Below are 25,201 nucleotides of genomic sequence, written 5' to 3'. Positions count from 1 at the left end.
GTCACTGCCACGCCGACCGCGAATTACTCACAAGCCGCGCCAGCGAAGTCCAGAGGCGGCGCGGTTAAAAGAGGTAAAAGCCAGCCAAGGCAAAGGCTTGGAGCCAGGCGTGTTCGGCTCCGAAAGCTGATCTCGTCGCACCTCAGCAAGATGCGTGCGTCATCGCGCAGGAATCGGAAATATCGCAATGCGGTCGTGCGCTAGTGAAGGGCGCATCAACGGCAATGTCGCCGTGTCGAGGACAGGAGCCTGATATGAAGTCGCTTACCTCCGCGCTTGCCGCGTTGTCGATCGCAACCGCCGTCCCCGCGGCCGCGGCCGACAGGAATGTTTCGATTGTTCTCGTGCACGGCGCCTTCGTCGATGGCTCGGGCTGGAAGGACACCTACAGCATCCTCTCGGAGGCGGGCTATGAGGTGCTCGTCGTCCAGCAACCGACCATCACGCTTCGAGACGATGTCGCGGAGACCGAGCGCGTGATCGCCAAGGCGCGGCATCCGGTCATTCTCGTCGGGCATTCCTATGGTGGAATGGTCATCACGGAAGCCGGCGACAATCCGAAGGTTCGCAGCCTGGTCTATCTCGCGGCCTTTGCTCCCGACGCCGGAGAGTCCGTCAGCACGCTGGCGGAAGCCCCAGTGCCTCCCGGCGAGCACAAGGCTCCGCTGGTCACCGAGGGCAATTATCTGCTCGTCGACCGCGCAAAATTCCCCACCTCTTTCGCGGCCGACGTCGACGCGGCCACGACACGCTTCATGGGCGCGGCGCAGCTGCCCTGGGGATTGCAGGCGGTTCAGACCAAGGTCGATCGCGTGGCCTGGAAGACGAAGCCGACCTATTACATGGTGACGAGCGAGGATCACATGATCCCGCCGACGGCACAGCGCACCATGGCCAAGCGCTCGGGCGCGAAGGTGACGGAGATGAAGAGCAGCCACGCGGTGATGCTGTCGCATCCGCGCGAAGTCGCGGCGTTCATCAGAAGCGCAGATACGTCAGCGACCGACTGAGATCGGCCGCGCCGCACACCGACGGACTTTCCTGCCGCAGACAAGGACTCGCAACATGGCCCTCAAAGATGTTCTGCAGGGACAATTGGGTTTCGGTGCAGCGCCGCTCGGCAACATGTTCCGCGACATCCCGGAGCAGGAAGCCCTCGCGACGGTCAACGCAGCCTGGGACGATGGCATCCGCTATTTCGACACCGCGCCGTTCTACGGCGCGGGGCTTGCCGAGATCCGCATCGGCGCCGCGCTCGCCGGCCGCAAGCGGAGCGACTACGTGCTCAGCACCAAGGTGGGCCGCCTGATCCTGGACGAGATCGAGGATGTCGATGCCCGCGACTTCGGCGAGAAGGGCGGCGTCTTCAGACACGGACGCCCGAACCGGATCGTGAATGACTATTCACGGGACGGAACGTTGCGATCAATCGAGGACAGCCTGAAGCGGCTCGCGGTCTCCCACATCGACGTCGCTTTCGTGCACGACGTTGCGCAGGATTTCTACGGCGACGAGTGGCTCTCGGTGTTCGAAAGCGCCCGCAAGGGCGCCTTCAGAGCGCTCGACCGGCTGCGCGACGAGGGCGTGATCAAGGCGTGGGGACTCGGTGTCAACCGGGTCGAGCCGATCGAGCTGCTGCTCGCGCTGGACGAGCCGCGCCCCGATGGCTTCCTGCTCGCGGGCCGATACACGCTGCTCGACCATGCAAGGGCGCTGCAGCGGGTGATGCCCATGGTCGCCGAGCACGAGCTCGCGATCGTCGTCGGCGGCCCCTACAGTTCTGGTGCGCTCGTCGGCGGCCCGAACTTCGAGTATGCGCCGGCGCCTCCCGAAATCCTGAAGAAGGTGGCGCGGATCAAGGCGATCGCAGACCGCTATGGCATCCGCATGAAGGCGGCCGGCCTGCAGTTCGCGCTCGCCAATCCGGTGGTCGCCGCCGTCATTCCCGGTGCGAGCCGCCCGAGCCGCATCGCCGAGGATCGCGCTGCGCTCGAGGAGGCCATCCCCGCTGACTTCTGGCGCGAGCTCCGCTCCGAGGGGCTGGTCAGCCCCGCAGCTCCGCTTCCCGCCGCCGATTGAAAGCGCAGGGGCGCAGCAGATTCGCCGCCCCGGCCAAGCACTGCTCCAGCCGACAGGACAACGCAGACCAATCCACCGAATGATCAAGGAGAACGGCATGACAAATGCAACCGACCACCCCACCGGCATGGGTCGCCGCGCCTTGCTTCACACCGCCGGCGCCGCCGTCGTCACGGGCCTCGTCGCCGGTACGGCAGTCGACGCACGGGCCGCGACACAGGACGCCGAGCGCGACGAGGCGCCGCTCGGCGCGCGGCTCCAGGGCGTCCAGCATTTCGGGCTGACGGTCCAGAACATGGAGCGGGCCTACCAGTTCTACACGGAGGTGCTTGGCGGCACCGAGGTGTTCCGGCACGGCGACTTCCAGGGCGACGGGGTGCAGAACACGCTGCTGGCCGACCAGGAGATCGAGGCGAACGCACGCGGGGTCAATCCGCGAACCATTGGCGTGCCCGACTTGCGAAGCGGGGCACAACGGCTCGACGTCCGCTTCATCCAGTTCGACAACATGGTGCTCGAGCTGCTGCAATATCGCGAGGCTGATCAGCCCATGGGCGGCGCGAAGAGCTTCGCCGAACCGGTGGAGCACATGAGCCCTGCTTTCCCGCGCATGATGCACATCTGCTTCTATGTTCGCGACGATGTCGACTTCAACAAGTTCATTGCCGATCTCGAAGCGGAATCGGCGCGCCGCGGCATGACGCAGGTGAGAGCGAACCGCACCATCCGCGTCATGACGGAAGCGGATCGCAAGGCCGCGCCCCGCAACACCAACACGAACCGGGTGACCGCCGAACCTTCCAACGGCTGGGAGCTGATCTACTGCAAGGGACCGGAGGGCGAGCAGCTCGAATTCGTCAAGGCGCTCGGTCCGGTCAAGAAGCGCTTCAGCGAGGCCTTGGCAAAACGGCAACAGAAGATCGTGCGCTAGACGCTCGTGCGGCGGGGGTGGCTGTCGGCGCCCCAGCTGGTCACCCGGTGATACAATCACATGTCAAGGACTTCACCATGCAAGCTCTCGTCCGCAACTCGCTCGCCGCCCTGCTGATCGCCTCTACGGCGACACCGACGCTTCCGGCTCTGGCTCAGGAAGCGCCGCGCGTGCACTATCAGGAGATTCCGGAGGGTGCATATTCCGTGGTGGCCCAGGTGCGGGCCAAGCCTGGAAAAGAAGACATGCTGCGCGCCGCCACCTTGCCGCTGATCGACCTGGTCCGCAGCGATCCCAAGAACCTGATCTACTTCCTTCAGGAAGACCGCGCCAAGCCGGGCCACTTCATCTTTTACGAAGTGTTCGCCAGCCAGGCTGATTTCGACGCACACAACGCGATGCCTTATGTGAAGGATTGGTTCGCCAAGCTTCCGGAACTTGCCGACGGCGGCGTCGAAGTCATGCGTATGGCCATTCTTGGCAAGCCTAAAAAATAGCCGAACCGTCCCGCGCGAGAGTTTTGTCGCAATTGCCCTGCGGCAAATCGTACGAACTCGGAAGGGTTCTCTTCAAGAATATTGCAGTGCATGATAATACCAGTTGATCGGTACGATCGATTGGCAATGATCAATGCGGGCTGCCACGGAGACACGACAACGGGGCACAGGCCGGCGGGAGCTCACTTACTGCTTCGGCCCATTTCGACTGATCCCCAGCCGCCAGTTGCTCCTTCTCAACGGGCGCCCCGTCAAGCTGGGTGGACGCGCATTCGAGCTTTTGCAGCTGCTGGTGCAGCGCTGCGGCGAGCTGGTCAGCAAGACTGAGCTGATGGCGGCCGCCTGGCCGGGCACCTTCCTTCACGACAGCAATCTCAAGGTCAACATGTGGAGCTTGCGGCGTTCACTGGGAGATACCCAGATCGAGCCCGTCTACATCGCGACCGTCGCGCGCCGCGGATACAAGTTCATCGCGGAGGTGCAGATCAGCATGGGCGAGGTCGACGACGATCTTGCCCTCGCCGAACCGGTCCCCTCGTCCAGTCCGCCATTGCTGCGTGGCATCGTTGGTCGTGAATCGGAAATCGACGAAATCACGGGTCTGTTGACCAGCAACAGGCACGTGACCCTGGCCGGTGCAGGAGGAATCGGCAAGACGACGGTTGCCTTGGCTGTAGCCCAGGCATTTGCGCCACAGTGCCGCGACGGCGTGTGCTTCGTCGATCTCGCAACGATCTCCGACCCGACGCTGTTCGGCGCCGCGCTGCTGACGGCCCTGGGCATCAGGGGCAATCCGGACAACAGCCTGGCTGCGGCCATCGACTATTTGAGGCCGCGGCAGATGCTGGTCATTCTGGACAATTGCGAGCACGTCCTGCCAGCCACGACGATCTTCGCCGGTAGGTTCATGGCGGAGGCATCGCCGTCCAGGTTGCTTGCGACGAGCCGGGAACCGCTCGGCACCGCCACCGAGCATGTCGTCCGGCTCGGCTCCCTGGTCTCACCCAAACCCGGTCACGCCCTGACCGCCGATCAAGCCATCAGGTTTCCGGCAGTGCAGTTGTTCGTCAGCCGCGCCGCTGAATGGGCGGACTACCAATTCGTCGATGACGATTGCGAGGCCGTCGCCGCAATCTGCCACTCGCTCGACGGCCTCCCGCTGGCGATCGAATTGGCGGCAGCCCAGATCGGCAGGTTCAATCCTCGCCAATTGGTGGAGTTGCTCGACCAGAATCTGGGTTTTCGTGTTCCCGCCGCCGATGGTGCGCCGCCGCGCCATGAAACGCTGATGGCGACGATCGACTGGAGCTTCAGGCTGCTGTCGCAGCGTGAAGCCAGACTGTTCGGCCTGCTCTCGGTGTTCAGCGAAGCGTTCGAGGTCGAGGACGCGGTCTTCGTCGCCGAAGCGGCAGGGCTCACGCCGGTCGACGTCGTCACCGGCCTCGGCAGTCTCGTTGCCAAATCGCTTCTGAGCGCGCAGGCACATGGCGCAAGCCTCCGCTATCGCCTGCTCGACAGCACGTGCCGCTACGCGGGCGACCGGCGCCGGGCCGATCCTGCCTGCGACCAGGCGCTAGGCCGTCATGCGCAACGTGTCCTCACGCTGTTCGAACAGTCCGAAGAGGAGTGGAAATGGCGCGAACCGGCCGATTGGACCCAGCGTTACCTTGGCCGCATCGCCGACTTGCGCGCCGCTCTTTCATGGGCGTTCGGCGCGCACGGCGATCCAGTGCTCGGGATCAGGCTCACGGTTGCGGCGATCACCTTGTGGTCGGAAACGTCGATCCTGTCGGAAGCGCAGGCGCGGTTGGCGCATGCACTCGCATTAGCCAAGACCATCCCGTGCGACGATCTGTCGAAGACAAAACTCGCCTGCGCCCTTGGCTGGAGCCTGTTCTACGCCCGCAAGATGTCAAATGAGAACGAGATTGCCTGGCTCGATGCCATCCTCTTTGCAAAGCGGGCCGGCAACATCGAATATCAGCAGCGGGCGCTGGTCGGGTTTGGCTTCTACCTGTTGCAGATTGGCGAGGTCCCGCGCGCTACAACCTATCTTGAGGAAGCGACGGGGCTTGCCGACCGCGACCGCGACCTCACGGCAACGTCCGAAGCCGACCGCGCACTCGCCTGGGCGCGCGCTTTTGCCGGCGACTTGAACAAGAGCCGCCCGGTTCTCGACCGTCTCGCAGCGACCTACTCGCTGGCCGAGGGGCGTTCGCGCAAGGACGCAAACGAAGTCTACCGGTTCATCACCGTCCGCTTCAACCTGCCCTTCGTCGCGTGGATGCAAGGGCAAGCCGAATATGCGGCAAGGCTGGCGAGCGACGCCGTCGATGCCGCGGACCGCAGCGGCCATTGGGTGTCGCAGTCGAACGCATTCGGGCTCGCCGCACTTCCTGTCGCGCTGGAGACCGGCAATCTGGACGGGCTCGCGAGCTACACCGAGCGATTGCGTCGCAACCTTGAACGCGAGCGCATCTCACGCTGGGTTCCGGTCGAGCGCTATTTCTCCGCCTGCCTTCGCGAGCTGCGGGGCGATCCGCTCGCGGTAGAGGATATTCGAGCCGCAATCGACGAGCTGACAGAATGCCGGTTCTTGATGCGGATCGGCAGCTATCTCGCGGTCCTCGCTCGCGCCTATCTGACGCAAGGGCGGATCGCGGAAGCGCGCCAAGCCATCACCCGGGCGATCGAGCATCAGGAACGCCAGGGCGAGCGCTGGTGCCGGGCGGAGCTCCAGAGGGTTGACGCCGCGATCCTTCTCCACACCGGCGAGCCGCTGCGCGCCGAAAAGCGGCTCCAGCGGGCCCTCGCCGAAGCGCGCGCCATAGGCGCACTGACATTCCAGTTGCGGATCGCGACCGATCTCGCGGCACACTGGAGCACGACCGGCCGCAAATCCAAGGCTATCCGGCTGCTCTCGCCGATCTATGGCGAGTTCACTGAGGGCTTCGAGACGCCGGATCTGCTTGCGGCCAAGCGCCTGCTGGAGCGCCTGCGGCCGACCGCGCAAGGTCGCGGCGACCATCACGGGATGGCGCCGGTACACGCTCGCGACGCATAGCTGGCCTACCACCACGTTCGCCGCGCGCGCTTTACGCTCCCGGAAATTCCTGATCCTCTCCTCCCAACAAGCCGGATCAACCGGCCTTAGCCTGAGGAGAGAGACGCCATGAAGCTCGGCACCGCCATTGCGGAAATCATGAGGCGCGAGGGGATCGAGATCCTCTGCGGCTATCCGGTCAACCATCTGATCGAGCACGCGGCCAAGGCCGAGATCCGCCCGGTGATGGTGCGGCAGGAGCGCGTCGGCATCCACATGGCGGATGCGATCTCGCGGGTGACGTCGGGACGCAGCATCGGAGCCTTCTGCATGCAGCATGGGCCGGGCGCGGAGAATGCGATGGGCGGCGTGGCGCAGTGCTTCGGCGAATCCGTTCCCGTGCTGGTGCTGCCGATGGGCTATCAGCGCAGGCTGGCGCATATCGAGCCGAACTTCAATTCCAGCGAGGCGATGAAGCCGTTCGCGAAATCGTCCGAGCCGATCATCCTCGCGACCGAAATCGTCAACATCTTCCGCCGCGCCTTCACCAGGCTGAAGAACGGCCGCGGCGGGCCCGTCATCGTCGAGATCCCCTCGGACATGTGGAACGAGGAAGTGCCGGAGCCGCTGAACTACACGCCGGTCCTGCGCACCCGCTACGGCGCCGACCCCGTTCACGTCAAGGAAGCCGCCAGCCTGCTGGTGAACGCAAAACGGCCGGTGATCTATGCCGGCCAGGGCGTACACTATGCGCAGGCCTGGCCGCAGCTGAAACGGCTCGCCGAGCGATTGGCGATCCCCGTCACCACAAGCTTGGGCGGCAAATCATCGTTTCCGGAGACGCATCCGCTGTCGCTCGGCTCCGGCGGCCTCGCAGTGCCGCGCGCGGTGCCGAAGTTTCTGGCCGAGGCCGACGTCATCTTCGGCATCGGCTGCTCCTTCACCGAGACCAATTTCGGCATTGCAATGCCGAAGGGCAAGACCATCATTCATTCGACGCTCGATCCCAATCATCTTAACAAGGATGTGGAAGCGAACATCGGGCTGGTCGGCGATGCCGGCCTCGTGCTCGACGCGCTGCTGGAAGAGATCGGCAAGACCGTCACCGCGGATCGCGATGCATCCGCCGTCGCGGCCGAGATCGCAGCCTCACACAAGGAATGGCTGGCGAAATGGATGCCGAAGCTGACCAGCAACGACGCGCCGCTCAGCCCCTACCGCGTGCTGTGGGATCTCCAGCACACCGTGGACATCGAGAATACGATCATCACCCACGATGCGGGCAGCCCGCGCGACCAGCTCTCGCCGTTCTGGCGATCGGTCGAGCCCCTCACCTATCTCGGCTGGGGCAAAACCACGCAGCTTGGCTACGGCCTCGGTCTTGCGATGGGCGCCAAGCTGGCAAAGCCCGACAAGCTCTGCATCAACGTCTGGGGCGATGCTGCGATCGGCTTCACCGGCATGGATTTCGAGACCGCGGTGCGCGAGCGCATCCCGATCATGTCGATCCTGCTCAACAATTTCTCGATGGCGATCGAGCTGAAGGTGATGCCGATCTCGACCGAAAAATATCGCTCGACCGACATTTCCGGCGACTACGCCGCGATGGCCCGCGCCTTCGGCGGCTACGGCGAGCGGGTGACGCGGCCGGAAGACATCGTGCCCGCGATCAAGCGCGGCATCGCGAAGACGAGGGAAGGCGTGCCGGTGCTGCTGGAGTTCATCACAGCCAAGGAGACCGAGGTGTCGCGGCCCGGCACGTGAGCGGAGCCGGTGCGGGCACGGCTGCGAGCCGCTGGCTCCGGCCGCAGAAGTTGTGATAATCCGGCCCTGTGCCGCGCAGGCCGCGGCATCAAGCTGGACCGGGAATGACGACCGTTTTGCAGGAAATCGAGGAACTCGAGCGCCGATTGCGGTCGGCCGCCGCCGAGATTGCGCAGCTGCGGGCCGAGCTTGCGACGGCTCGGGATCGCCAGAGCGCCAGCGCCGAGATCCTGCGTACCATCGCGGCCTCGCCGTCCGATGCGCGGCCGGTCTTTACGGCGGTCGCCGCCAGCGCAAAGCGCCTGCTCGGCGGCTTCTCCGCGACCGTGCTTCAGTTCATCGGCGACGAGCTTCACCTCGTGGCATTCACGCCGACCAACCCGGAGGCGGACGCAGGGCTCAAGGCGTCGTTCCCGCGCAAGATCGCGGACTTCCCGACTTTTAGCCTCGTGCGCGACGGCCAGACGATCCAGTTTCCCGACAGCGAGGCAGCCGACGTCCCTGAACTGAACCGGGAGCTGGCGCGGCTGCGCGGCTTCCGCAGCGTGCTGTTCATGCCGCTGATGAACCGGGGCGTGCCGGTCGGCATGATCAGCGTCACACGCACGGTAACGGGTGCATTCGCGCCCGACCTCGTGGAGCTGCTGCAGACCTTCGCCGACCAGGCCGTGATCGCGATCGAGAACGCGCGCCTGTTCAACGAGACGAAGGAGGCGCTGGAACGCCAGACCGCGACGGCCGATATCCTGAAGGTGATGGCGGCCTCTCCGTCCGACGTGCAGCCGGTATTCGAGGCGATTGCCACCAACGCCAACCGGCTGATCGGCGGCTTCTCCACCGCGGTGCTACGTTATGTCGACGGCGCCGCGCACCTTGCGGCATTCACGCCGACGGATCCCGCGGGCGATCGCGTGCTCCAGGCCTCGTTCCCGGTGCCGTTCGCGCAGTTTCCGCCCTACCAGCTGGTGGCCAATGGTACCGCGGCGCAATTGCCCGACACCGAGCTCGAGCCGGCCGCGCGCGACATCGCGCGGGCCCGCGGCTATCGCAGCATGCTGTTCGCGCCGCTGATGAGCGAAGGCGAAGCCATCGGCATCATCATCGCGACGCGCCGCGCGATCGGCAACTTCGCCGAGCATCATGTGCGCCTGCTGCAGACCTTCGCCGACCAGGCCGTGATCGCGATCAAGAATGTCAGCCTGTTCAACGCGACCAAGGAAGCACTGGAACGTCAGACTGCGACTGCCGACATTCTCAAGGTGATCGCGGCTTCACCGTCCGATGTCACGCCGGTGTTCCAGGCCATTTCCGACAGCGCCAAGGCGCTGATCGGAGCGCACTCCTCCACCGTCACCCGCGTCGTCGACGGGATGCTGCAACTGGCCGCCTTCACGACCGACAATGAGGCCGGCAATGCGGATCTGCTGAGCTCGTTTCCGACGCCGCTGTCCTCGTCGGGCATTCACAGTCGGGTGGCGAGCAGCGGCGAGTATGCCTTCCGCAGCGACATGCAGAACGAGCCTGACCTTACCGAAGCCATGAAGGAGCTGGCGCGAACACGGGGCTATCGCAGCATCCTCGTGGTGCCGATGCTGCGCGATGGCCTTGCGATCGGCACGATCGCCGTCACGCGGCGGGAGCCCGGTCATTTCCCGGACAAGGCGATCAACCTGCTCAAAACTTTTGCCGACCAGGCCGTGATCGCGGTCGAGAACACGCGCCTGTTCAACGAAGTTGCGACCCGCACCAGCGAGCTCGCCAAATCGCTCGATGATCTCCGCGCCGCGCAGGACCGCCTGATCCAGACCGAGAAGCTGGCGTCGCTGGGACAGCTCACTGCCGGTATCGCGCACGAAATCAAGAACCCGCTCAACTTCGTCAACAATTTCGCCTCGTTGTCTGCCGAACTGACCGAGGAGCTGAACGAGGTGCTCGCGCCGGTCCCCCTCCCCGAGAACGTCCGCAGCGAGGTCGACGAGCTGACCGGGCTTCTGCAGGACAACCTCGGCAAGATCGTGCAGCACGGCCGCCGCGCCGATTCCATCGTCAAGAACATGCTGCTGCATTCGCGCGAAGGTGGCGGCGAGCATGGACTGAGCGACATCAATGCGCTGGTCGAAGAAAGCCTCAACCTCGCCTATCACGGGGCACGCGCCGAGAAGCCCGGCTTCCACGTGACGCTGAAGCGCGCGCTCGATCCCGCGGCCGGACGCGCCGAAGTATATCCGCAGGAAATCACCCGCGTACTCTTGAACCTGATCTCGAACGGCTTCCACGCGGTCATCAGGCGCAAGGCCGACGGTGCCGCCGGTTACGAGCCGACGGTGATCGCGGCGACGCGCGATCGCGGCGATAACGTCGAGATCGCGATCCGCGACAACGGCACCGGCATTGCCGACGATGTGAAGGAGAAGATGTTCAATCCGTTCTTCACCACCAAGCCAGCCGGCGAAGGCACCGGCCTCGGGCTGTCGATGACCCACGACATCGTCGTGAAGCAGCACGGCGGCAGGATCGACGTCGCGACCGAGCCGGGCAAGTTTACTGAATTCACGATCGTGCTGCCGCGCAAGAGTGGTCTGTCAGACAATAGCTGAGGTTGAATCGCGCGGTGGGTGCTTTCGGCAAACTGGCGTGGCTCATTCGGCGGCAATTGCTGTCGTTCTCCGGCGTCGGCCTCATGCTCGGTGCCCTGTTCTTCGCAGCCGCGCTGACGCCGACGCTGATCCCGCGGAGCTATCTCACGCAGGGCGCCATCGCCGGCGCCTGCTTCGGGATCGGCTATCTCGCCGGCAACGTCTGGCGCTGGCTGTGGCACTATCTGGAATTGCCCGAGCCGCCGGCGCGCCTGAGATCGACCGCAAACGCGCTGGTGGCGGCCGCCTGCCTGCTCGTCGTCATTGTTTTTCTGTGGCGGGCAGCCGGATGGCAGAACTCGATCCGCACCGTGATGAAGATGGCGCCAGTCGAGACCGCCCATCCGCTCAAGGTCTGCGCCATCGCCGTGATGACGTTCGTCGTGCTGCTGGTGCTGGCGCGGCTGTTCGCGCTTGCCGTGCGCCTCATCGCCGCGCGTGCGAGACGCGTCATTCCGCGGAGGATCGCGAACGTCATCGGCGTGCTCGCCGCGGGCCTGTTGTTCTGGTCGATCGCCAGCAATGTCCTGATCCGCACGGCGTTCAACGCGCTCGATTTGTCCTTTCGCGAAGTCGACGCCTTGCTTGAGCCCGAGCGGCCGCAGCCGACCGCGCCCGAACGAACGGGAAGTGCCGCCTCGCTGGTGAAGTGGACGCAGCTTGGACGCATGGGGCGCAGATTTATCGCCTCGGGGCCGACCGCAACTGAGATCAGCGCCGTTACAGGAAGGCCCGCGCGGGAGCCCGTGCGGGTCTATGTCGGCCTTGGCGGCGCCGAGACGGCGCAAGCGCGCGCCAAGCTTGCGCTCGACGAGCTCAAGCGGCAGCACGGGTTTGATCGCGACACACTCATCGTCGTTACGCCGACCGGAACCGGCTGGATCGACCCTGCCGCGATGGACACTGTCGAATATCTCCACCATGGCGACGTCGCCAGTGTCGCGATGCAGTATTCCTATCTCAACAGTCCGCTGACGCTGCTGTTTCAGCCCGAATCCGGTGCAGAAGCGGCGCGCGCCCTGTTTTCGGAAATTTACGGCTACTGGACGACGCTGCCGAAGAACCGGCGGCCGAAGCTGTACCTGCACGGACTGAGCCTCGGCGCGATGAACTCGGAAAAATCCGCAGAGCTGTTTGAGATGATCGGCGATCCGATTGCGGGCGCACTTTTGAGCGGCGCGCCGTTCGAAAGTCGCATCTGGCGCTCGATCACGGCAAACCGCAATCCGGGCACGCCGGCCTGGCTGCCGGAATTCCGCGACGGCCGCTTCGTGCGCTTCATGAACCAGAATGGACCGACGGTGCCGGCAGATGCGCCCTGGGGTCCGATGCGCATCGTCTATCTGCAATATGCGAGCGACGCGATCACGTTCTTCGCCTATCGCGACGCCTATCGGGCCCCTGACTGGATGACGGCGCCGCGCGGGCCGGATGTGTCACCGGAGCTGCGATGGTATCCAGTCGTGACGATGCTGCAGCTCGCCCTCGACATGGCAGTCGCGACCAATACCCCGATGGGCTTTGGCCATGTCTACGCGCCCGAACATTACGTCGATGCCTGGGTCGCCGTCACCGATGTCCATGATTGGTCCGCCGACGCGCTGGCGCAGCTCAAGACCCATCTTGCGGCGGCGGCGCGAAAGGCCGCCGAGGGCAATGTCGCAAACGAGCCTTACGCCGATCGAGGCGGCTAGCCTACTCGGCCATCTCCACTGGCTGCTTGGCCGAGGGTCCGGCCAGCGGCCGCTCCTCCATCGCGATCAGGCACAGCGCAGCAATCGTCATCAGCGCGGTGGCGGCGCCGAACACGTAGCGGAAGGCGTGCCGCATGTCGTCGGCGGGGATCGCGACGGCGCCCGCGGCGTGATGCTCGCCGGCGAGCGGGATGTCGGTGCCGAGCGCGATGAGCAGGATCGCGGTGAAGGCCGCCACCGTGAACGAGGACATCAGCGAGCGGAAGAAGTTCATCGCGCCGGTGATGGTGCCGACTTGCGGACGCGCCACCGAATTCTGCAGCGAGACCACGCACACCGGAAAAGTCGTGCCGAGTCCCAGCGCGAACGCGGCCATCAGCAGCAGCAGACCCCAGAGCGGCAAGGTGGTGACCGTGAGGGCGAGACCGCACAACGCGGCCCATGACGTGCCGATGATGGCGACGCGCTTGTAGTGTTTTGCGCGAGCCATGGTGCGGCCGGCGACGGCCGCGCCGACGGTCGAGACCGCCGCGAGCGGGATCAGCGCAAGCCCCGCCTCGCTGGCGGTGAGATGATAGACCTGCTCGTAATAGAGCGGCAGCTGCACGGTGAGGCCGGTGATCGCCCCGAGGCCGCAGCCTCCCGCGGTCAGTGCGAACGGCGCCACCGATCCCGTCAGCAAGGGCAGCGGCAGGAACGGCTCGTCGGCCCGCCGGGCATGCCATACGAAGGTCACCGCGAGCGCAACGGCACCACCCACCATCGCCAGCACCGTCGGCGACAGCCAGGGATAGCGCGTCCCGCCCCAGGTCAGCACCAGCATGAAGACGACGGCGGACGCCATCAGCAAGACGCCGCCGAGCCAGTCGACCTTGCGCTTGCGGTGGAACACCGGGATCTTCTTCATCTTCGGCAGCAGCAATGCGAGCGCTGCGGCCGCAAGCGGCAGGTTGATCCAGAAGATCATCGACCAGTGCAGATGCTCGGCGAACACGCCGCCGATGACCGGGCCGAGGATGCCGCCGACCATCCAGACGCTGGAGAAATAGGCCTGGTACTGCCCGCGCTCGCGCGGGCTCACCACGTCGGAGATCACGGTCTGCACCACCGGCATGATGCCGCCGCCGCCGAGGCCCTGAAGCCCGCGTGCCAGGATCAGCATCGGCATGTTCGGCGCGATCGCGCACAGCACCGAGCCCGCGACGAACAGGCTGAGCGAGATGATGATCATGACGCGGCGGCCGTAGATGTCGCTGAGCGTGCCGAACACCGGCGCGACCGCGGTCGAGGCGAGCAGATAGGCGGTGATCACCCAGGACAGATTGGAGACGTCCTGGAACTGGCGTCCGATGGTGGGCAGCGCCGTCGCCACGATGGTCTGGTCGAGCGCGGCCAGGAACATCGTCACCATCAGGCTGATGACGATGGTGCGGACCTCGTCGGAGCTCAGCGGTACCGGCGGGGCGATCGAGGGCGCGTCGTCGACGCTGATGACCTCGCTCGGCAGGCGGGACAGCTCTTCGGCAATGTCGTCGGGCAAGGCCTGGATGTCGGCAGAATCGCTCTGCCGGTCGAACTTGTTCATCTCGATCGGGCGTCGTGACGCGGTGCAACACCGCGAAGGATTCGTACTATGCAGCCCAATGTAGAGGGGAAATTTCTTCCCAGGCAGGCACCGCGACGCATGGGTGCATCCCGCCTTGAGGTCATCGCAAAGACGTGACCTCGGCGCGGCGGCGGATCAGTCCTTCGGACGTCGTTTCAAGCGCGCTCGCTTCGGCAAGGTCGCCGGCCATTGCACGATGTGGTCCTCGAGCTCCTCGTCCGGGACCTCCTCCTCGCTGCCCTCCACGCGGCCGCGCACGGAGACGCCGGCTTCGTGCACGGTGTTGGGGTCACCCGAAACCAGCGGATGCCACCAATAGAGGTCACGCCCTTCGGCGACGAGCTTGTAGCCGCAGCTCGGCGGCAGCCAGTTCAGGGTGCGGACATTGGCCGGGGTCAGGCGGACGCAGTCCGGAACCTTGTCGGAACGATTCGGATAGTCCTTGCAGGCACAGCTCGTCCCGTCGAGCAGCTTGCAGCCGATATGGGTGAAGTAGATCTGCCCGGTGTCCTCGTCTTCGAGCTTGTTCAGGCAGCAGCGGCCGCAGCCGTCGCACAGGCTTTCCCACTCGCGCTCCGACATCTGTTCCAACGTCTTGGTTTTCCAGAAGAATCCTTCCTGGCCTTGAGATCGTTTGGGAGCTGCGGTCATGCGCCTCAACAACAGTTCGAAAGAGCTACGGCAACGCCATCTAGGGCGCGCGGCGGCAATGGTGCAAGCGAGGCCCCTTTGAGGCCCGTAATGATCCGGGGTCAATTAGGCCTGTTGTTCAAAATAGCGAGCGTGGCCATTGGTTTATGAGCCCCGCTCGGCTAGAAGGAACAGCAAGTCCCTCGGATGCTGGCCGGGCGCCTTGGGTTTGCCGCAACATACCCGCAAGACGTCTCGATGCCGCCCCGGCCGGGTGCTTGAACGCTTTCGAAGCAAGCCGCAAGGGTTCTAGGTGCGCCAGATCATACCACCGCATTGGAAGCAGAGGATCCGGAATTTCTTCCTGGATCTCGATGCGCGCATCGACTCCTCGCTGTTCTCCTCGGCCAAGGGCATCCGCGAGCTCTACGAGCGCTACTCGACCTTCATGGACCGCTTCTATGTCGGGCGGTGGAAGCGCTGGGTGTTCATCGAGCCGTTCTCGGAGGCCGCAACCCTCGGGCTTGGCGGCCTCGTCGTGATGCTCGCCCTCGCCATTCCCGCCTTCCGCGAGACCGCGGACGAGGACTGGCTGAAGAAGTCCGACCTCGCGGTGAGCTTCCTCGACCGCTACGGCAACCCGATCGGCAGCCGCGGCATCAAGCACAACGATTCCATTCCGCTGGAAGACTTTCCAGACGTGCTGATCAAGGCGACGCTGGCGACCGAGGACCGCCGCTTCTACGAGCATTTCGGCATCGACATCGCCGGCACCGCGCGCGCGCTCGTCACCAACGCGCAAGCCGGCGGCGTCCGCCAGGGCGGCTCCTCGATCACCCAGCAGCTCGCCAAGAACCTGTTCCTGAGCAACGAGCGCACCATCGAGCGCAAGGTCAACGAGGCCTTCCTCGCGATCTGGCTGGAATGGCGCCTGACCAAGAACGAGATCCTCAAGCTCTATCTCGACCGCGCCTATATGGGCGGCGGCACCTTCGGCGTCGACGGCGCGGCGCATTTCTACTTCAACAAGTCGGCGCGCGACGTGACGCTGGCGGAAGCGGCGATGCTCGCCGGCCTGTTCAAGGCGCCGACCAAGTACGCCCCGCACATCAACCTGCCCGCCGCCCGCGCCCGCGCCAACGTCGTGCTGGACAACCTCGTCGATGCCGGCTTCATGACCGAAGGCCAGGTGTTCGGCGCCCGCCGCAACCCCGCCTTCGCGGTCGACCGCCGCGACGAGGCCTCGCCGAACTATTATCTCGACTATGCCTTCGACGAGATGCGCAAGCTGGTCGACACCTTCCCGAAGTCCTACACCGAGCGCGTCTTCGTGGTCCGCACCGCGATGGACGCCAACTTGCAGAAGGCGGCGGAGGCCGCTGTCGAGAACCAGCTTCGCCAGTTCGGCCGCGACTATCACGCAACGCAGGCGGCGACCGTCGTTGCCGACCTCGACGGCGGCGTCCGCGCCATGGTCGGCGGGCGCGACTACGGCGCCAGCCAGTTCAACCGCGCTACCGACGCCTATCGCCAGCCGGGTTCCTCGTTCAAACCCTACGTCTACGCCACGGCCCTCTTGAACGGCTACACGCCGAACTCGGTCGTGGTCGACGGTCCGGTCTGCATCGGCAATTGGTGCCCGCAGAACTATGGCCATTCCTATTCCGGCTCGGTGACGCTGACGCAGGCGATCACCCGCTCGATCAACGTCGTGCCGGTGAAGCTGTCGATCGAGATCGGCCGGAAGAACGAGCCCAAGACGCAGAACCCCGCCAAGGTCGGCCGCGCGAAGATCGTCGAGGTCGCGCGCCGCTTCGGTCTCAAGGCGCCGCTGCCCGACACGCCGTCGATGCCGATCGGCTCGGACGAAGTCACAGTGCTCGAGCACGCGGTCGCCTACGCGACCTTCCCGAACCGCGGCAAGGCGGTGACGCCGCATGCGGTGCTGGAGGTGCGCACCGGCGCCGGCGACCTGGTCTGGCGCTGGGACCGCGACGGACCGAAGCCGCGGCAGGCGATCCCCGCCTCCGTCGCCGCCGACATGTCCGGCATGATGAGCCACGTCGTCAGCGAAGGCACCGCGCGCCGCGCCGCGCTGGACGGCATTCCGACCGCGGGCAAGACCGGCACGACCAATGCCTATCGCGACGCCTGGTTCGTCGGCTTCACCGGCAATTTCACCTGCGCGGTGTGGTACGGCAACGACGATTATTCGCCGACCAACCGCATGACCGGCGGCTCGCTGCCGGCGCAGACCTGGCACGACATCATGCTCGTGGCGCATCAGGGCGTCGAGGTCCGGGAGATCCCCGGCATCGGCATGGGCCAGAAGCTGCCGCCGCAGCATGTGAGCAACGCGCAGGCCAACGCGGCGCCGAAAGTGCTCGAGACCAAGCCCGGTCCGCCGCCGGTGCTGACCAAGCGCGGCGCCGACATCCTGGTGCGGGTCGAGAAGCTGCTGGATGATGCGGCCAAGGCCGCGAACAAATCGACGGCGAATGACAGCAATCCGGCGAGGCCGTCCTCGTCGGCGAGCGCGCTCGCCTTCCCGCAGAATTATGCGGAAGACAACGCCAACACCTCCGCCCCGCGCAAGTACTGATCGAAAGCAAGTGCGGCTGATCCTGACCACATTGACGGCGCTTCTTCTCGCGACGGTCGTCGGCGTCGGCGCGACGTGGATGACCACGACGCGCGGCACCGAGATCGGCGCGCTGACCATCGGCCCCTGGACGGCACGGCCGCGCACCGGCACCGCCGACGTCGATCCCTATTCGCGCGCCACCATCGTCCGCAACGGCGAGCTGCCGATCGGCACCGGCGACGGGGTCGCCTTCACCGCAACCACCGACGACAGGAAGAAGGCGCTCGACGGCCGCTGCGACGTGGTCATCTCCGGCGTGACGCCGCCGGCGCGGTTCTGGACGCTGACGCTCTACGACCGCAAGGGCCATCTCGTCGCCAATTCGCTGCAGCGCTACGGCTTCACCAGCCAGGAGATCGTGCGCGCATCCGACGGCTCGTTCGAGATCCGGATCGCCTCGCGCTCGCGCGCCGGCAATTGGCTGCCGACCGGCGGCATCGAGCGCTACGCCTTGATGCTGCGTCTCTACGACACGCCGGTCGGCGTTGGGACGCGCACCCAGCGCGATGCGCCGATGCCGAGCATTACCACGGTGGGCTGCTCATGATCCGGCTCGTTTTCACCGTCGTCGCCGGCGTGGTGCTGGGCCTCGTGGTCCATCTCGTCAGCGTGCTGGCGCTGCCGCGGATTGCCACGCAGGATGCCTATTCGCGGCTGACGCCGATGACCAGGGTGAACGCCGTCACCCAGCTTCCCCTCGCCGATCCCAACAATTCGCCGATGCCGTTCATGGATCCGGCCTTCGCGCTGGCGATCTGTCGTTATGATCTCTCTGGCGGGCCGATCAAGCTCACCGTGCCGGTGAGCCAAGCCTACACCTCGGTGTCGTTCTACACCCGCAACGAGATCGCCTATTACGCCATCAACGACCGCTCCGCGGGCCGCAAGGTGATCGAGCTCGATCTGATGACGGAAGCGCAGCATAGCGAGCTGCCGGAGGACGAGGAGGTCACCGCGGCTGACCGCCTGATCATCGATTCCCCGACCACGACCGGTCTGATCCTGATGAAGGCGCTCGCCCCCGAGCCCGGCCTGATGCAGCAGGCGCAAGCCTCGCTTCAGGCCGCGACCTGCGCCCCGCAAACCGAGCCGCCGGCCAAGGCCGAGGCGCCGCGCGGCCGGCGGTGAGCGCGGCCGCCAAACAAAAAGTGCGAAAACAACCCCATGCACAGTAGCGGGGCGTTGAAATCGTTACGCTCTTCCGCCGACCGCAACGATACCGCCGGGGACCCGTGCTTACCTTTGACTCGTCGGGCAAAACAGGGGCATACTGGCATCATCGAGAGTTCGTCACACCCGCACGGAGCCGTCCGTCGCGGGTGTTGTCTTTCGCGCATCTTTGCGTCGTGTCCATGCGAAACAATCCTGCCGCGTTCGGCTCCGGCGCAATCATCGGCACTCTGGGCGGCTTGATCGGTCTCGGTGGTGCAGAATTCCGGCTGCCCCTGCTCATCGGCCTGTTCGGATTTCGCGGCCTCGAGGCCGTGATTCTGAACAAGGCGACGAGCCTGATCGTGGTGGCGAGCGCACTGCCGTTTCGTGCACACGCCGTTCCGTTCGCGGAGATACATGCCCATTGGCCGATCATCCTGAACCTGCTGGCGGGCAGCCTTTTCGGCGCCTATGCCGGAGCATCCTGGGCGACGCGCCTAAAGTCCGGGGCGCTCTACAAGATCATTGCCGTCCTGCTGCTCCTGATCGCCGGCATGCTTTTGTTCGCACATGGCAACGAGGCGGCAACCCCACCGGCGCTGACAGGCGTGAGCCTGATCGTCGCGGGCATAGCAGCGGGCTTTGCGATCGGGATCGTGGCATCGTTGCTCGGCGTCGCCGGAGGGGAATTCCTGATCCCCACCCTGATCCTGTTGTTCGGCGCGGACGTGAAGCTGGCGGGCAGCCTCTCACTCGCGGTGAGCCTGCCGACCATGCTGGTGGGATTTGCACGCTATAGTCGCGACCAGAGCTTTTCGGTGCTCCGCGCAAATTGGCAGTTCATGCTTGCGATGGCCATCGGGTCCATCACCGGCACATTCATCGGCGGCCTGCTTCTCGGCGTCGTCCCGAATTCGATTCTTCTGCCGGGATTGGCTGTGATCCTGGTCATTTCGGCCGTGAGAATCTGGCGACATGGGTAGGCTGGTTCCCGCGACGTGCCCTCGATCGGTTCGCAGATCGAGACGGATCGCTAAGGGATGATCTGGCAGAGGAAATCCCTCGCCCGCTCCGTGCTCGGTGCGCGGAAGAAGGTTTCGGGGTCGGCTTCCTCGACGATGCAGCCGCGATCCATGAACACCACCCTATCAGCGATCTCGCGGGCAAAGCCCATTTCGTGCGTGACGCAGACCATGGTCATACCGTCCTTCGCGAGCTCCACCATGGTGTCGAGCACTTCCTTGACCATCTCCGGGTCGAGCGCGGAGGTCGGCTCGTCGAACAGCATGACCTTCGGCTGCATGCACAGCGCCCGCGCGATGGCGACGCGCTGCTGCTGGCCGCCGGAGAGCTGCCCCGGATATTTGTTCGCCTGGTCGTGAATGCGCACCTTGCGCAACAGACCGATCGCTCGCTCATGCGCATCAGTGCGGGACAGGCCCCTCACCTTCATCGGCGCCAGCATGCAATTCTCGACGACCGAGAGGTGCGGAAACAGGTTGAAGCTCTGGAACACCATGCCGACCTCGCGACGAACGCCGTTGACGTCGGTCATGCGGTCCGACAGCTCGATGCCGTCGACGACGATGCGCCCCGCATCGTGCTTCTCGATGTGGTTGATGCAGCGGATCAGCGTCGACTTGCCCGAGCCGGAGGGGCCGCACAGCACGACCTTCTCGCCGACGGCAACAGTGAGATTGACGTCGTTCAGGGCCGTGAAATGGCCGAACCGCTTCACCAGATTTTCCACGGTGACGATGGACGCCCGATTCCTCGCAGCGAGCTCAAGCATTTTCCTCTCCAAAGATTGGGATGACCATGCGCAGCGCTAGCGGCGTAGTCCCGCGATCGCATACCGCTTGCGTAAGGAGGCCACGCATTGCGATGCCGCCGAGCTGATGGTGAGGTAGACCACCGCAATGACCAGATACATCTCGACCAGACGGCCGTTCAGCTGCGCGAGTTTCGAGGCTGCGCCAAGCAGATCGGTGAGCGAGAGCACGTAGACCAGCGAGGTGTCCTGGAACAGGATGATGGTCTGGCTCAGGATGATCGGGCTGGCCACGCGGAGCACCTGCGGCAGGATCACGGAGCGATAGGTATCGAAGGTCGAGAGTGCGAGCGCCTGACAGGCCTCGAACTGTCCCCGGTTCACGGCCCGCAATCCGACGCGGATGATTTCCGAATAGTAGGCTGCCTCGAACAGGCCGAAGGTGATGAACGCGGTCCAGGTGGCGCCGATCGGGACCGGCCGCCCGTTGCCGCCGAGATGGCCAAGCACGATCGGCACCAGGAAGAAGAACCAGAACAGAACCAGGATCAGCGGGATCGAGCGCATCAGGGCGACATAGCCCCGCACGAGCTTGCCGAGCACGGGCACTTCGAAGTGCTGCACCAGGGCGAGACAAGTGCCGAGGACCAGGCCGACCACGAAAGCAACGGCGGTCAGCGCCAGCGAAAACAGCAGGCCCGACCAGAGGTAAGGCCACGCCTGGAGGACAACGGAGAAATCGAGGCTGTTCATTTCACGATCTCCATCGCATCAGGCAGAGAGTCGATCGGTTGGGTGGCGCGCGTCGCGGCGGGCTTGACTGCATCGTCCGCAGGGCCCGTGCCCGGAATGCGCACGGCCCTGTCGATCAGCGCCATCCCCTGATAGGCGATGAGCGCCAGCGCGAGGTAGACAAGCGTTGCGGCGCCGAAAGCGGTGAAGGTCTGGAATGTCGCTTCGCTGATCTGGCGGGCCTGAGCCGTCAGCTCCATCAGTCCGATGGTGAGCGCGACCGAGGTGTTCTTGTAGATGCCCATCACCTCGCTGGTCAGGCTCGGGATGATCAGGCGCAGCGCCTGCGGAATGATGACATAGCGATAGGTCGGATACCCGCTGAGCCCGAGCGCGCTTGCCGCTTCGACCTGACCTTTCGGCAGGGCCTCGATCCCGGCACGCACCTGTTCGGCGATCCGGGCGGCGGTGTAGAGACCGAGGCACACCAGCGCCGGAAAGAACGATCCCCAGGGCGGCGGAATCTGCTTGATGGCGTTCCCGAGCGACACGGGAAGTATCTCCGGCAGGACGAAGTACCAGAGAAACATCTGCACCAGCACGGGAATGTTGCGGAAGATCTCCACATAGAGACGGGCAAGCGCAGCGACGGCCCGGTTTTGCACGGTGCGGCCGATGCCGACGACGACACCGACCGCGAAGGCGATCCACCAGCCGAAGAACGCCAGTGCCAAGGTCCAGCCGAGGCCCGACACGAGCCAGTCGATATAGCGCTGGCCGTCCGCGGTCTGTTCAAGAAGCACTGCAAACATGGCGAACCTCGGGGCTCGGTTTGCGGGACAGTCTCTGCCGACGTCGCGATCAATCGACGGCGTCGCTGGGATGCGCGATCCGTTCCGTGAGCTCGACCGTCAGCGGAAACGCCAGGTTCTCATTCTTGGGCGGAATTGGCCTGGTGAACCATTTGGCGTAGGTCTTTTCGAACTGGCCCGACGCCATCTGCTTCGACAAAACGTCGTCGACCAGCGCCTTGAAGCCGGTATCGCCCTTCGTGAACATCAGGCCATAATAGATCTTGGCGTAACCCTCGGGGAGAAATATCAGCGCATCCGGCTTCGGAGCTGCGGCCTTGAGGCCGGCGAGCAGAATATCGTCTTCCATGAAGGCGGCCGCGCGGCCGGTGTTCAACATCAGGAAGGATTCGGCATGGTCCTTGGCCTGGACGATGTTGAAGCCGAGCTGCTCCTTCGCATTCACGCCTTGCGCGAAGCCGACGGCATTGGAGCCCTGGGTCACGACGATGGTCTTGCCCTTGAGATCGCCGGCCGTCTTCAGGCCGCTGTCCGCTTTGACCAGCCAGCGCGGCTGGCTGACGAAGGTGGCGACGGAAAACGAGACCTGCTCCTGCCGCTTCCTGTCGTTGGCGGTGCCGCCGCACTCGATGTCGACGGTGCCGCTCTGGATCAGCGGGATGCGGTTGGACGAGTTCACCGGAACGTAATTGACTTTGAGATTGGGTAAGGCGGTCTCCACCTTGATGCGCTCGACGATGGCTGCGCAGAGATCGAGCGAGAACCCGATCGGCTTCTGGTCGGGACCGAGGTAGGAGAACGGGATCGAAGCCTCGCGGTGGCCGATGGTAATAGCGCCGTTCGACTTGATCCTGGCGAGCGTGGGGCTGTCGGCGGCAGTCGCGGCGCTGCCGAGGCCGCCAATGACCGCGAGACCTGACAGAATGCTCAAGACACGTGCAAACTTCGTCATGTACGTCTCCTTGCTGGACAGCCTATGCGGCTCTCGATGATGGCTTCACGCCGCGCCGCTGGATGACCTCGATCAGGCGGTCGACGTCACCAACCGTGTTGAACATCCCGAACGACACGCGAATGCCGTCCCGCTCCGGCGACACGCGGACGTTATTCTCCTCGAAATGGCCGAGCCATTCGGCTGCGGGCAGCGCAATGACGTAGATGTGCGGCGCGCGATGTTGCCGCGCGCGAGGGCCGACCAGGCGGACGCTGAGCGTATCGAGCCGGGCGATGAGGTGATCGCCGAGATCGAAGCAATGGTTCTGGATGTTCTCGACGCCCAGCGCTTCAATCATGTCGAGCGAGGCATCGAGCGCATGGATGGCCGGAAGATTGAAATTGCCGAGCTCGAAGCGGCGCGCGCTCGGGGCCGGATCGAGCCTGTCAGGCCGGGCGATCAGATCGGCCGGAACTTCAGCGAGGCTCGCGGCCGCAAGATAGGCAGGCTCGAGCTCAGCCCTCGACTTGTCCCAATAGAGCAGGCCCAGTCCCTGCGGCACGAGCAGCCCCTTATGGCTGCCCGAACCGATGAAGGTCGCGCGCATCGCTTTCGCATCGATCGGCACGACGCCGATCGCCTGCATCACGTCGACGACGAAATAGAGCCCCTTCTCCGCGCAGAGGGCGCCGATGCTTTCGATGTCGAAACGATGACCGGCATGGAATGTCACCTGCGAGATCGAGATCGCCCTCGTGCTCGCATCGATGTAGGGACGAAGGCTGTCGGCGTTCACGATCTCCGTCATCGGCACGAATGCGACGGTCACGCCCTTGCGCCGCAGATTGAGGAATGCGTAGGCGTTGTTCGGATGATCGCCGTGGATCATCAGGACCTTGTCGCCGGCGCGCAGCGGCAGCGCATTCGCGGCGATGTTCATGCTTTCCGAAGTGTTCTTGGTGAAGGCGATCTCGTCGGCCGATGCGCCGAGAAACCGCGCCAGCTTTTCGCGCGTCTGCTCGACGCGATCGAGCCAGAGGCTCTTCGGGCCGGCAGTCTCGAGACCTTCGCTCAGAAAACGATCGATCGCCGCCTTGACGGGACGCGCGAGCGGCGTCTGGAAGCCGGAGTCGAGATAGGTGATCCGCTCGGCAGCTGGAAACTCCTTCCTCACGGCATCGACGTCGTAAAGACCTGACATCCCGATCTCCTGAGCACGTCCGCGGTGGCTCGCACTGCACAAATCCTGTTCACCACCGGACAACGCCAACGATATGGGCACAGCACAAAAGCGGCTAGAAAGATTTTCATATTTCAGTAGTTTTTATTCCGAAAAATGATAATTTCCTGAGATGGGTGGAGACGGTGAAATGCAGCAGCCGAGTACCGACGGCCCACTGGACCGCGCGTTCGCGATCATTGGCTATGTCGCCAGCCAGACCAGAGCAGCCTCGGTTGCGGAGATCGCCGCTGCGCTGTCCCTACCGCTGCCGACGGCCCATCGGCTCATCGGAAATCTGGAGCAGCGCGGGCTTCTTCAGAAAGCCGTGGGGACGAAGCGCTACGTGGTCGGCAATCAACTGGTCTTGCTGTCGGCCGGTGTCATCGGCGCAGCCTTCCGCACCGCGCGGCGGCACGCGGTGCTTCGCGCCGTCGCCACCGAAATCGGCGAGCAATGCGAGATCGGGGTCGTGCGGGACAATGTCGTTGCCTACGTCGACAGTGTCCGCGTCTCGCAACCGCAAGGCCTCCAGTTCAATCCCGGCGAAGCGGCCCCGCTCCACTGCACGTCGACTGGCAAGATCTATATGAGCCGACTGCCGGAGCGCATGCGCGAGAAGCTGTGCCGCGCGCTCACGCTGACGCGATACACGGAAACCACGATCGTCGATGTCGAGCGCCTCATGGAGGTGCTCGATGAGACCCGCAAGCGCGGCTGGGCCAAGACCAATGAAGAATATGTGCGAGGCGTGGTCGGCTGTGCCGTTCCCATCCTCTCACCGGATCGCGAGCTGATCGCGTGCCTGGGTGTGTCCGTTCCCGTGGCGCGGGTGAGCTTCACTGAGCTGGATCGGTTCATAGCTCCCCTGCAGAAGGCCGCTGCACTGCTATCGGAGACAATCCTCGGGGACAACGAGGATGGCGTAAGCGACCCATCCTGATCGGTCTCGTTCGATCGAGTCCAATTCGATCTCGACATCAATGATTTGATCAAGCTTTCCGGCGTCGAGATCGATGGAGGCGAGCTCCCTTCGTCAGGAACCCGCCAACCATCT

The 25,201-nt window shown here is 64.6% G+C and carries 20 protein-coding genes; 13 read left to right on the top strand and 7 right to left on the bottom strand.

Features of this window, described 5'->3' with window-relative positions; genetic code table 11:
* Positions 1-254 precede the first annotated feature (254 nt).
* The 8 genes from ACVWYQ_RS37640 (at position 255) to ACVWYQ_RS37605 (ending at position 12,644) form a co-directional block, all read left to right on the top strand.
* A complete protein-coding gene (locus ACVWYQ_RS37640; protein ID WP_275496481.1) occupies positions 255-1,010 on the top strand; it encodes an alpha/beta fold hydrolase in 756 nt (251 codons plus the stop codon).
* Positions 1,011-1,065: 55 nt separating this feature from the next.
* Complete coding sequence (locus ACVWYQ_RS37635; RefSeq protein ID WP_404542346.1) at positions 1,066-2,079, top strand: aldo/keto reductase; 1,014 nt, start codon at positions 1,066-1,068, stop codon at positions 2,077-2,079.
* 97 nt (positions 2,080-2,176) lie between these two features.
* The gene (locus ACVWYQ_RS37630; protein ID WP_404542347.1) at positions 2,177-3,010 is read left to right on the top strand and encodes a VOC family protein; all 834 of its coding nucleotides are present in this window, start codon (positions 2,177-2,179) and stop codon (positions 3,008-3,010) included.
* A 77-nt stretch (positions 3,011-3,087) separates the two neighbouring features.
* Positions 3,088-3,507 (top strand): putative quinol monooxygenase, encoded by a 420-nt coding sequence (locus ACVWYQ_RS37625; protein ID WP_404542349.1) that lies wholly within the window; start codon positions 3,088-3,090, stop codon positions 3,505-3,507.
* 226 nt (positions 3,508-3,733) lie between these two features.
* Entirely contained in the window at positions 3,734-6,571 is a 2,838-nt protein-coding gene (locus ACVWYQ_RS37620; protein WP_456727082.1) for an ATP-binding protein, read from the top strand.
* Positions 6,572-6,679: 108 nt separating this feature from the next.
* On the top strand, positions 6,680-8,314 hold the full coding sequence (locus ACVWYQ_RS37615; protein WP_404542354.1) for a thiamine pyrophosphate-requiring protein: 1,635 nt from the start codon (positions 6,680-6,682) through the stop codon (positions 8,312-8,314).
* A 104-nt stretch (positions 8,315-8,418) separates the two neighbouring features.
* On the top strand, positions 8,419-10,911 hold the full coding sequence (locus ACVWYQ_RS37610; protein ID WP_404542356.1) for a GAF domain-containing sensor histidine kinase: 2,493 nt from the start codon (positions 8,419-8,421) through the stop codon (positions 10,909-10,911).
* A gap of 83 nt (positions 10,912-10,994) precedes the next feature.
* The gene (locus ACVWYQ_RS37605; protein WP_404546266.1) at positions 10,995-12,644 is read left to right on the top strand and encodes an alpha/beta hydrolase; all 1,650 of its coding nucleotides are present in this window, start codon (positions 10,995-10,997) and stop codon (positions 12,642-12,644) included.
* Position 12,645: 1 nt separating this feature from the next.
* Here ACVWYQ_RS37605 and ACVWYQ_RS37600 read toward each other — a convergent pair whose 3' ends face one another.
* Together ACVWYQ_RS37600 and ACVWYQ_RS37595 are read right to left on the bottom strand one after the other, a co-directional pair.
* On the bottom strand, positions 12,646-14,229 hold the full coding sequence (locus ACVWYQ_RS37600) for an MDR family MFS transporter (RefSeq protein ID WP_456727081.1): 1,584 nt from the start codon (positions 14,227-14,229) through the stop codon (positions 12,646-12,648).
* 156 nt (positions 14,230-14,385) lie between these two features.
* Complete coding sequence (locus tag ACVWYQ_RS37595) at positions 14,386-14,901, bottom strand: YcgN family cysteine cluster protein (RefSeq protein ID WP_157282462.1); 516 nt, start codon at positions 14,899-14,901, stop codon at positions 14,386-14,388.
* A gap of 292 nt (positions 14,902-15,193) precedes the next feature.
* Here ACVWYQ_RS37595 and ACVWYQ_RS37590 point away from each other — a divergent pair, with 292 nt between their 5' ends.
* The 4 genes from ACVWYQ_RS37590 to ACVWYQ_RS37575 all read left to right on the top strand — a co-directional run bounded on the left by ACVWYQ_RS37590 (position 15,194) and on the right by ACVWYQ_RS37575 (position 19,659).
* Positions 15,194-17,482 carry a transglycosylase domain-containing protein gene (locus ACVWYQ_RS37590; protein ID WP_404542358.1) on the top strand — a complete coding sequence of 763 codons (2,289 nt, stop codon included), beginning with the start codon at positions 15,194-15,196 and terminating at the stop codon, positions 17,480-17,482.
* Positions 17,483-17,492: 10 nt separating this feature from the next.
* Complete coding sequence (locus ACVWYQ_RS37585; RefSeq protein ID WP_275509099.1) at positions 17,493-18,071, top strand: DUF1214 domain-containing protein; 579 nt, start codon at positions 17,493-17,495, stop codon at positions 18,069-18,071.
* Entirely contained in the window at positions 18,068-18,652 is a 585-nt protein-coding gene (locus ACVWYQ_RS37580) for a DUF1254 domain-containing protein (RefSeq protein ID WP_275496491.1), read from the top strand. Before ACVWYQ_RS37585 ends, ACVWYQ_RS37580 begins: the two co-directional genes overlap by 4 nt.
* A gap of 224 nt (positions 18,653-18,876) precedes the next feature.
* Positions 18,877-19,659, top strand: a complete 783-nt coding sequence (locus tag ACVWYQ_RS37575) for a sulfite exporter TauE/SafE family protein (RefSeq protein WP_404546268.1) — start codon at positions 18,877-18,879, stop codon at positions 19,657-19,659.
* Between the two features lie 50 nt (positions 19,660-19,709).
* Here the strand turns inward: ACVWYQ_RS37575 and ACVWYQ_RS37570 are convergent, their stop codons facing one another.
* Genes ACVWYQ_RS37570 through ACVWYQ_RS37550 form a run of 5 tightly spaced genes read right to left on the bottom strand, consistent with a single transcriptional unit; the run spans position 19,710 to position 24,126 of the window.
* The gene (locus ACVWYQ_RS37570; RefSeq protein ID WP_404542361.1) at positions 19,710-20,468 is read right to left on the bottom strand and encodes an amino acid ABC transporter ATP-binding protein; all 759 of its coding nucleotides are present in this window, start codon (positions 20,466-20,468) and stop codon (positions 19,710-19,712) included.
* 36 nt (positions 20,469-20,504) lie between these two features.
* Positions 20,505-21,200, bottom strand: a complete 696-nt coding sequence (locus ACVWYQ_RS37565; RefSeq protein ID WP_404542364.1) for an amino acid ABC transporter permease — start codon at positions 21,198-21,200, stop codon at positions 20,505-20,507.
* On the bottom strand, positions 21,197-21,991 hold the full coding sequence (locus ACVWYQ_RS37560) for an amino acid ABC transporter permease (RefSeq protein WP_456727080.1): 795 nt from the start codon (positions 21,989-21,991) through the stop codon (positions 21,197-21,199). The genes ACVWYQ_RS37565 and ACVWYQ_RS37560 overlap by 4 nt, the downstream gene beginning before the upstream one ends.
* Positions 21,992-22,040: 49 nt before the next feature.
* Positions 22,041-22,943: an amino acid ABC transporter substrate-binding protein gene (locus ACVWYQ_RS37555; RefSeq protein WP_404542368.1), complete on the bottom strand. Its 903-nt coding sequence runs from the start codon at positions 22,941-22,943 to the stop codon at positions 22,041-22,043.
* A 22-nt stretch (positions 22,944-22,965) separates the two neighbouring features.
* On the bottom strand, positions 22,966-24,126 hold the full coding sequence (locus ACVWYQ_RS37550; protein WP_404542371.1) for an aminotransferase class V-fold PLP-dependent enzyme: 1,161 nt from the start codon (positions 24,124-24,126) through the stop codon (positions 22,966-22,968).
* 169 nt (positions 24,127-24,295) lie between these two features.
* Between ACVWYQ_RS37550 and ACVWYQ_RS37545 the strand changes: the two genes are divergently transcribed.
* Complete coding sequence (locus ACVWYQ_RS37545) at positions 24,296-25,087, top strand: IclR family transcriptional regulator (protein WP_271545213.1); 792 nt, start codon at positions 24,296-24,298, stop codon at positions 25,085-25,087.
* Positions 25,088-25,201: the final 114 nt, after the last annotated feature.

The organism is Bradyrhizobium sp. USDA 3397 (assembly GCF_054060965.1).
Note: the sequence above shows the minus strand (reverse complement) of the source record. Positions and strands in the feature narration are given on the sequence as shown.

Bases quoted from the DNA above. Each gene is read 5' to 3' on its own strand.
- ACVWYQ_RS37640 (WP_275496481.1), top strand. From the start codon at position 255: ATGAAGTCGCTTACCTCCGCGCTTGCCGCGTTGTCGATCGCAACCGCC.
- ACVWYQ_RS37560 (WP_456727080.1), bottom strand. From the start codon at position 21,991: ATGTTTGCAGTGCTTCTTGAACAGACCGCGGACGGCCAGCGCTATATC.
- ACVWYQ_RS37545 (WP_271545213.1), top strand. From the start codon at position 24,296: ATGCAGCAGCCGAGTACCGACGGCCCACTGGACCGCGCGTTCGCGATC.
- ACVWYQ_RS37565 (WP_404542364.1), bottom strand. From the start codon at position 21,200: ATGAACAGCCTCGATTTCTCCGTTGTCCTCCAGGCGTGGCCTTACCTC.
- ACVWYQ_RS37630 (WP_404542347.1), top strand. From the start codon at position 2,177: ATGACAAATGCAACCGACCACCCCACCGGCATGGGTCGCCGCGCCTTG.
- ACVWYQ_RS37625 (WP_404542349.1), top strand. From the start codon at position 3,088: ATGCAAGCTCTCGTCCGCAACTCGCTCGCCGCCCTGCTGATCGCCTCT.
- ACVWYQ_RS37580 (WP_275496491.1), top strand. From the start codon at position 18,068: ATGATCCGGCTCGTTTTCACCGTCGTCGCCGGCGTGGTGCTGGGCCTC.
- ACVWYQ_RS37550 (WP_404542371.1), bottom strand. From the start codon at position 24,126: ATGTCAGGTCTTTACGACGTCGATGCCGTGAGGAAGGAGTTTCCAGCT.
- ACVWYQ_RS37595 (WP_157282462.1), bottom strand. From the start codon at position 14,901: ATGACCGCAGCTCCCAAACGATCTCAAGGCCAGGAAGGATTCTTCTGG.
- ACVWYQ_RS37615 (WP_404542354.1), top strand. From the start codon at position 6,680: ATGAAGCTCGGCACCGCCATTGCGGAAATCATGAGGCGCGAGGGGATC.
- ACVWYQ_RS37575 (WP_404546268.1), top strand. From the start codon at position 18,877: ATGCGAAACAATCCTGCCGCGTTCGGCTCCGGCGCAATCATCGGCACT.
- ACVWYQ_RS37600 (WP_456727081.1), bottom strand. From the start codon at position 14,229: ATGAACAAGTTCGACCGGCAGAGCGATTCTGCCGACATCCAGGCCTTG.
- ACVWYQ_RS37635 (WP_404542346.1), top strand. From the start codon at position 1,066: ATGGCCCTCAAAGATGTTCTGCAGGGACAATTGGGTTTCGGTGCAGCG.
- ACVWYQ_RS37555 (WP_404542368.1), bottom strand. From the start codon at position 22,943: ATGACGAAGTTTGCACGTGTCTTGAGCATTCTGTCAGGTCTCGCGGTC.
- ACVWYQ_RS37610 (WP_404542356.1), top strand. From the start codon at position 8,419: ATGACGACCGTTTTGCAGGAAATCGAGGAACTCGAGCGCCGATTGCGG.
- ACVWYQ_RS37605 (WP_404546266.1), top strand. From the start codon at position 10,995: ATGCTCGGTGCCCTGTTCTTCGCAGCCGCGCTGACGCCGACGCTGATC.
- ACVWYQ_RS37570 (WP_404542361.1), bottom strand. From the start codon at position 20,468: ATGCTTGAGCTCGCTGCGAGGAATCGGGCGTCCATCGTCACCGTGGAA.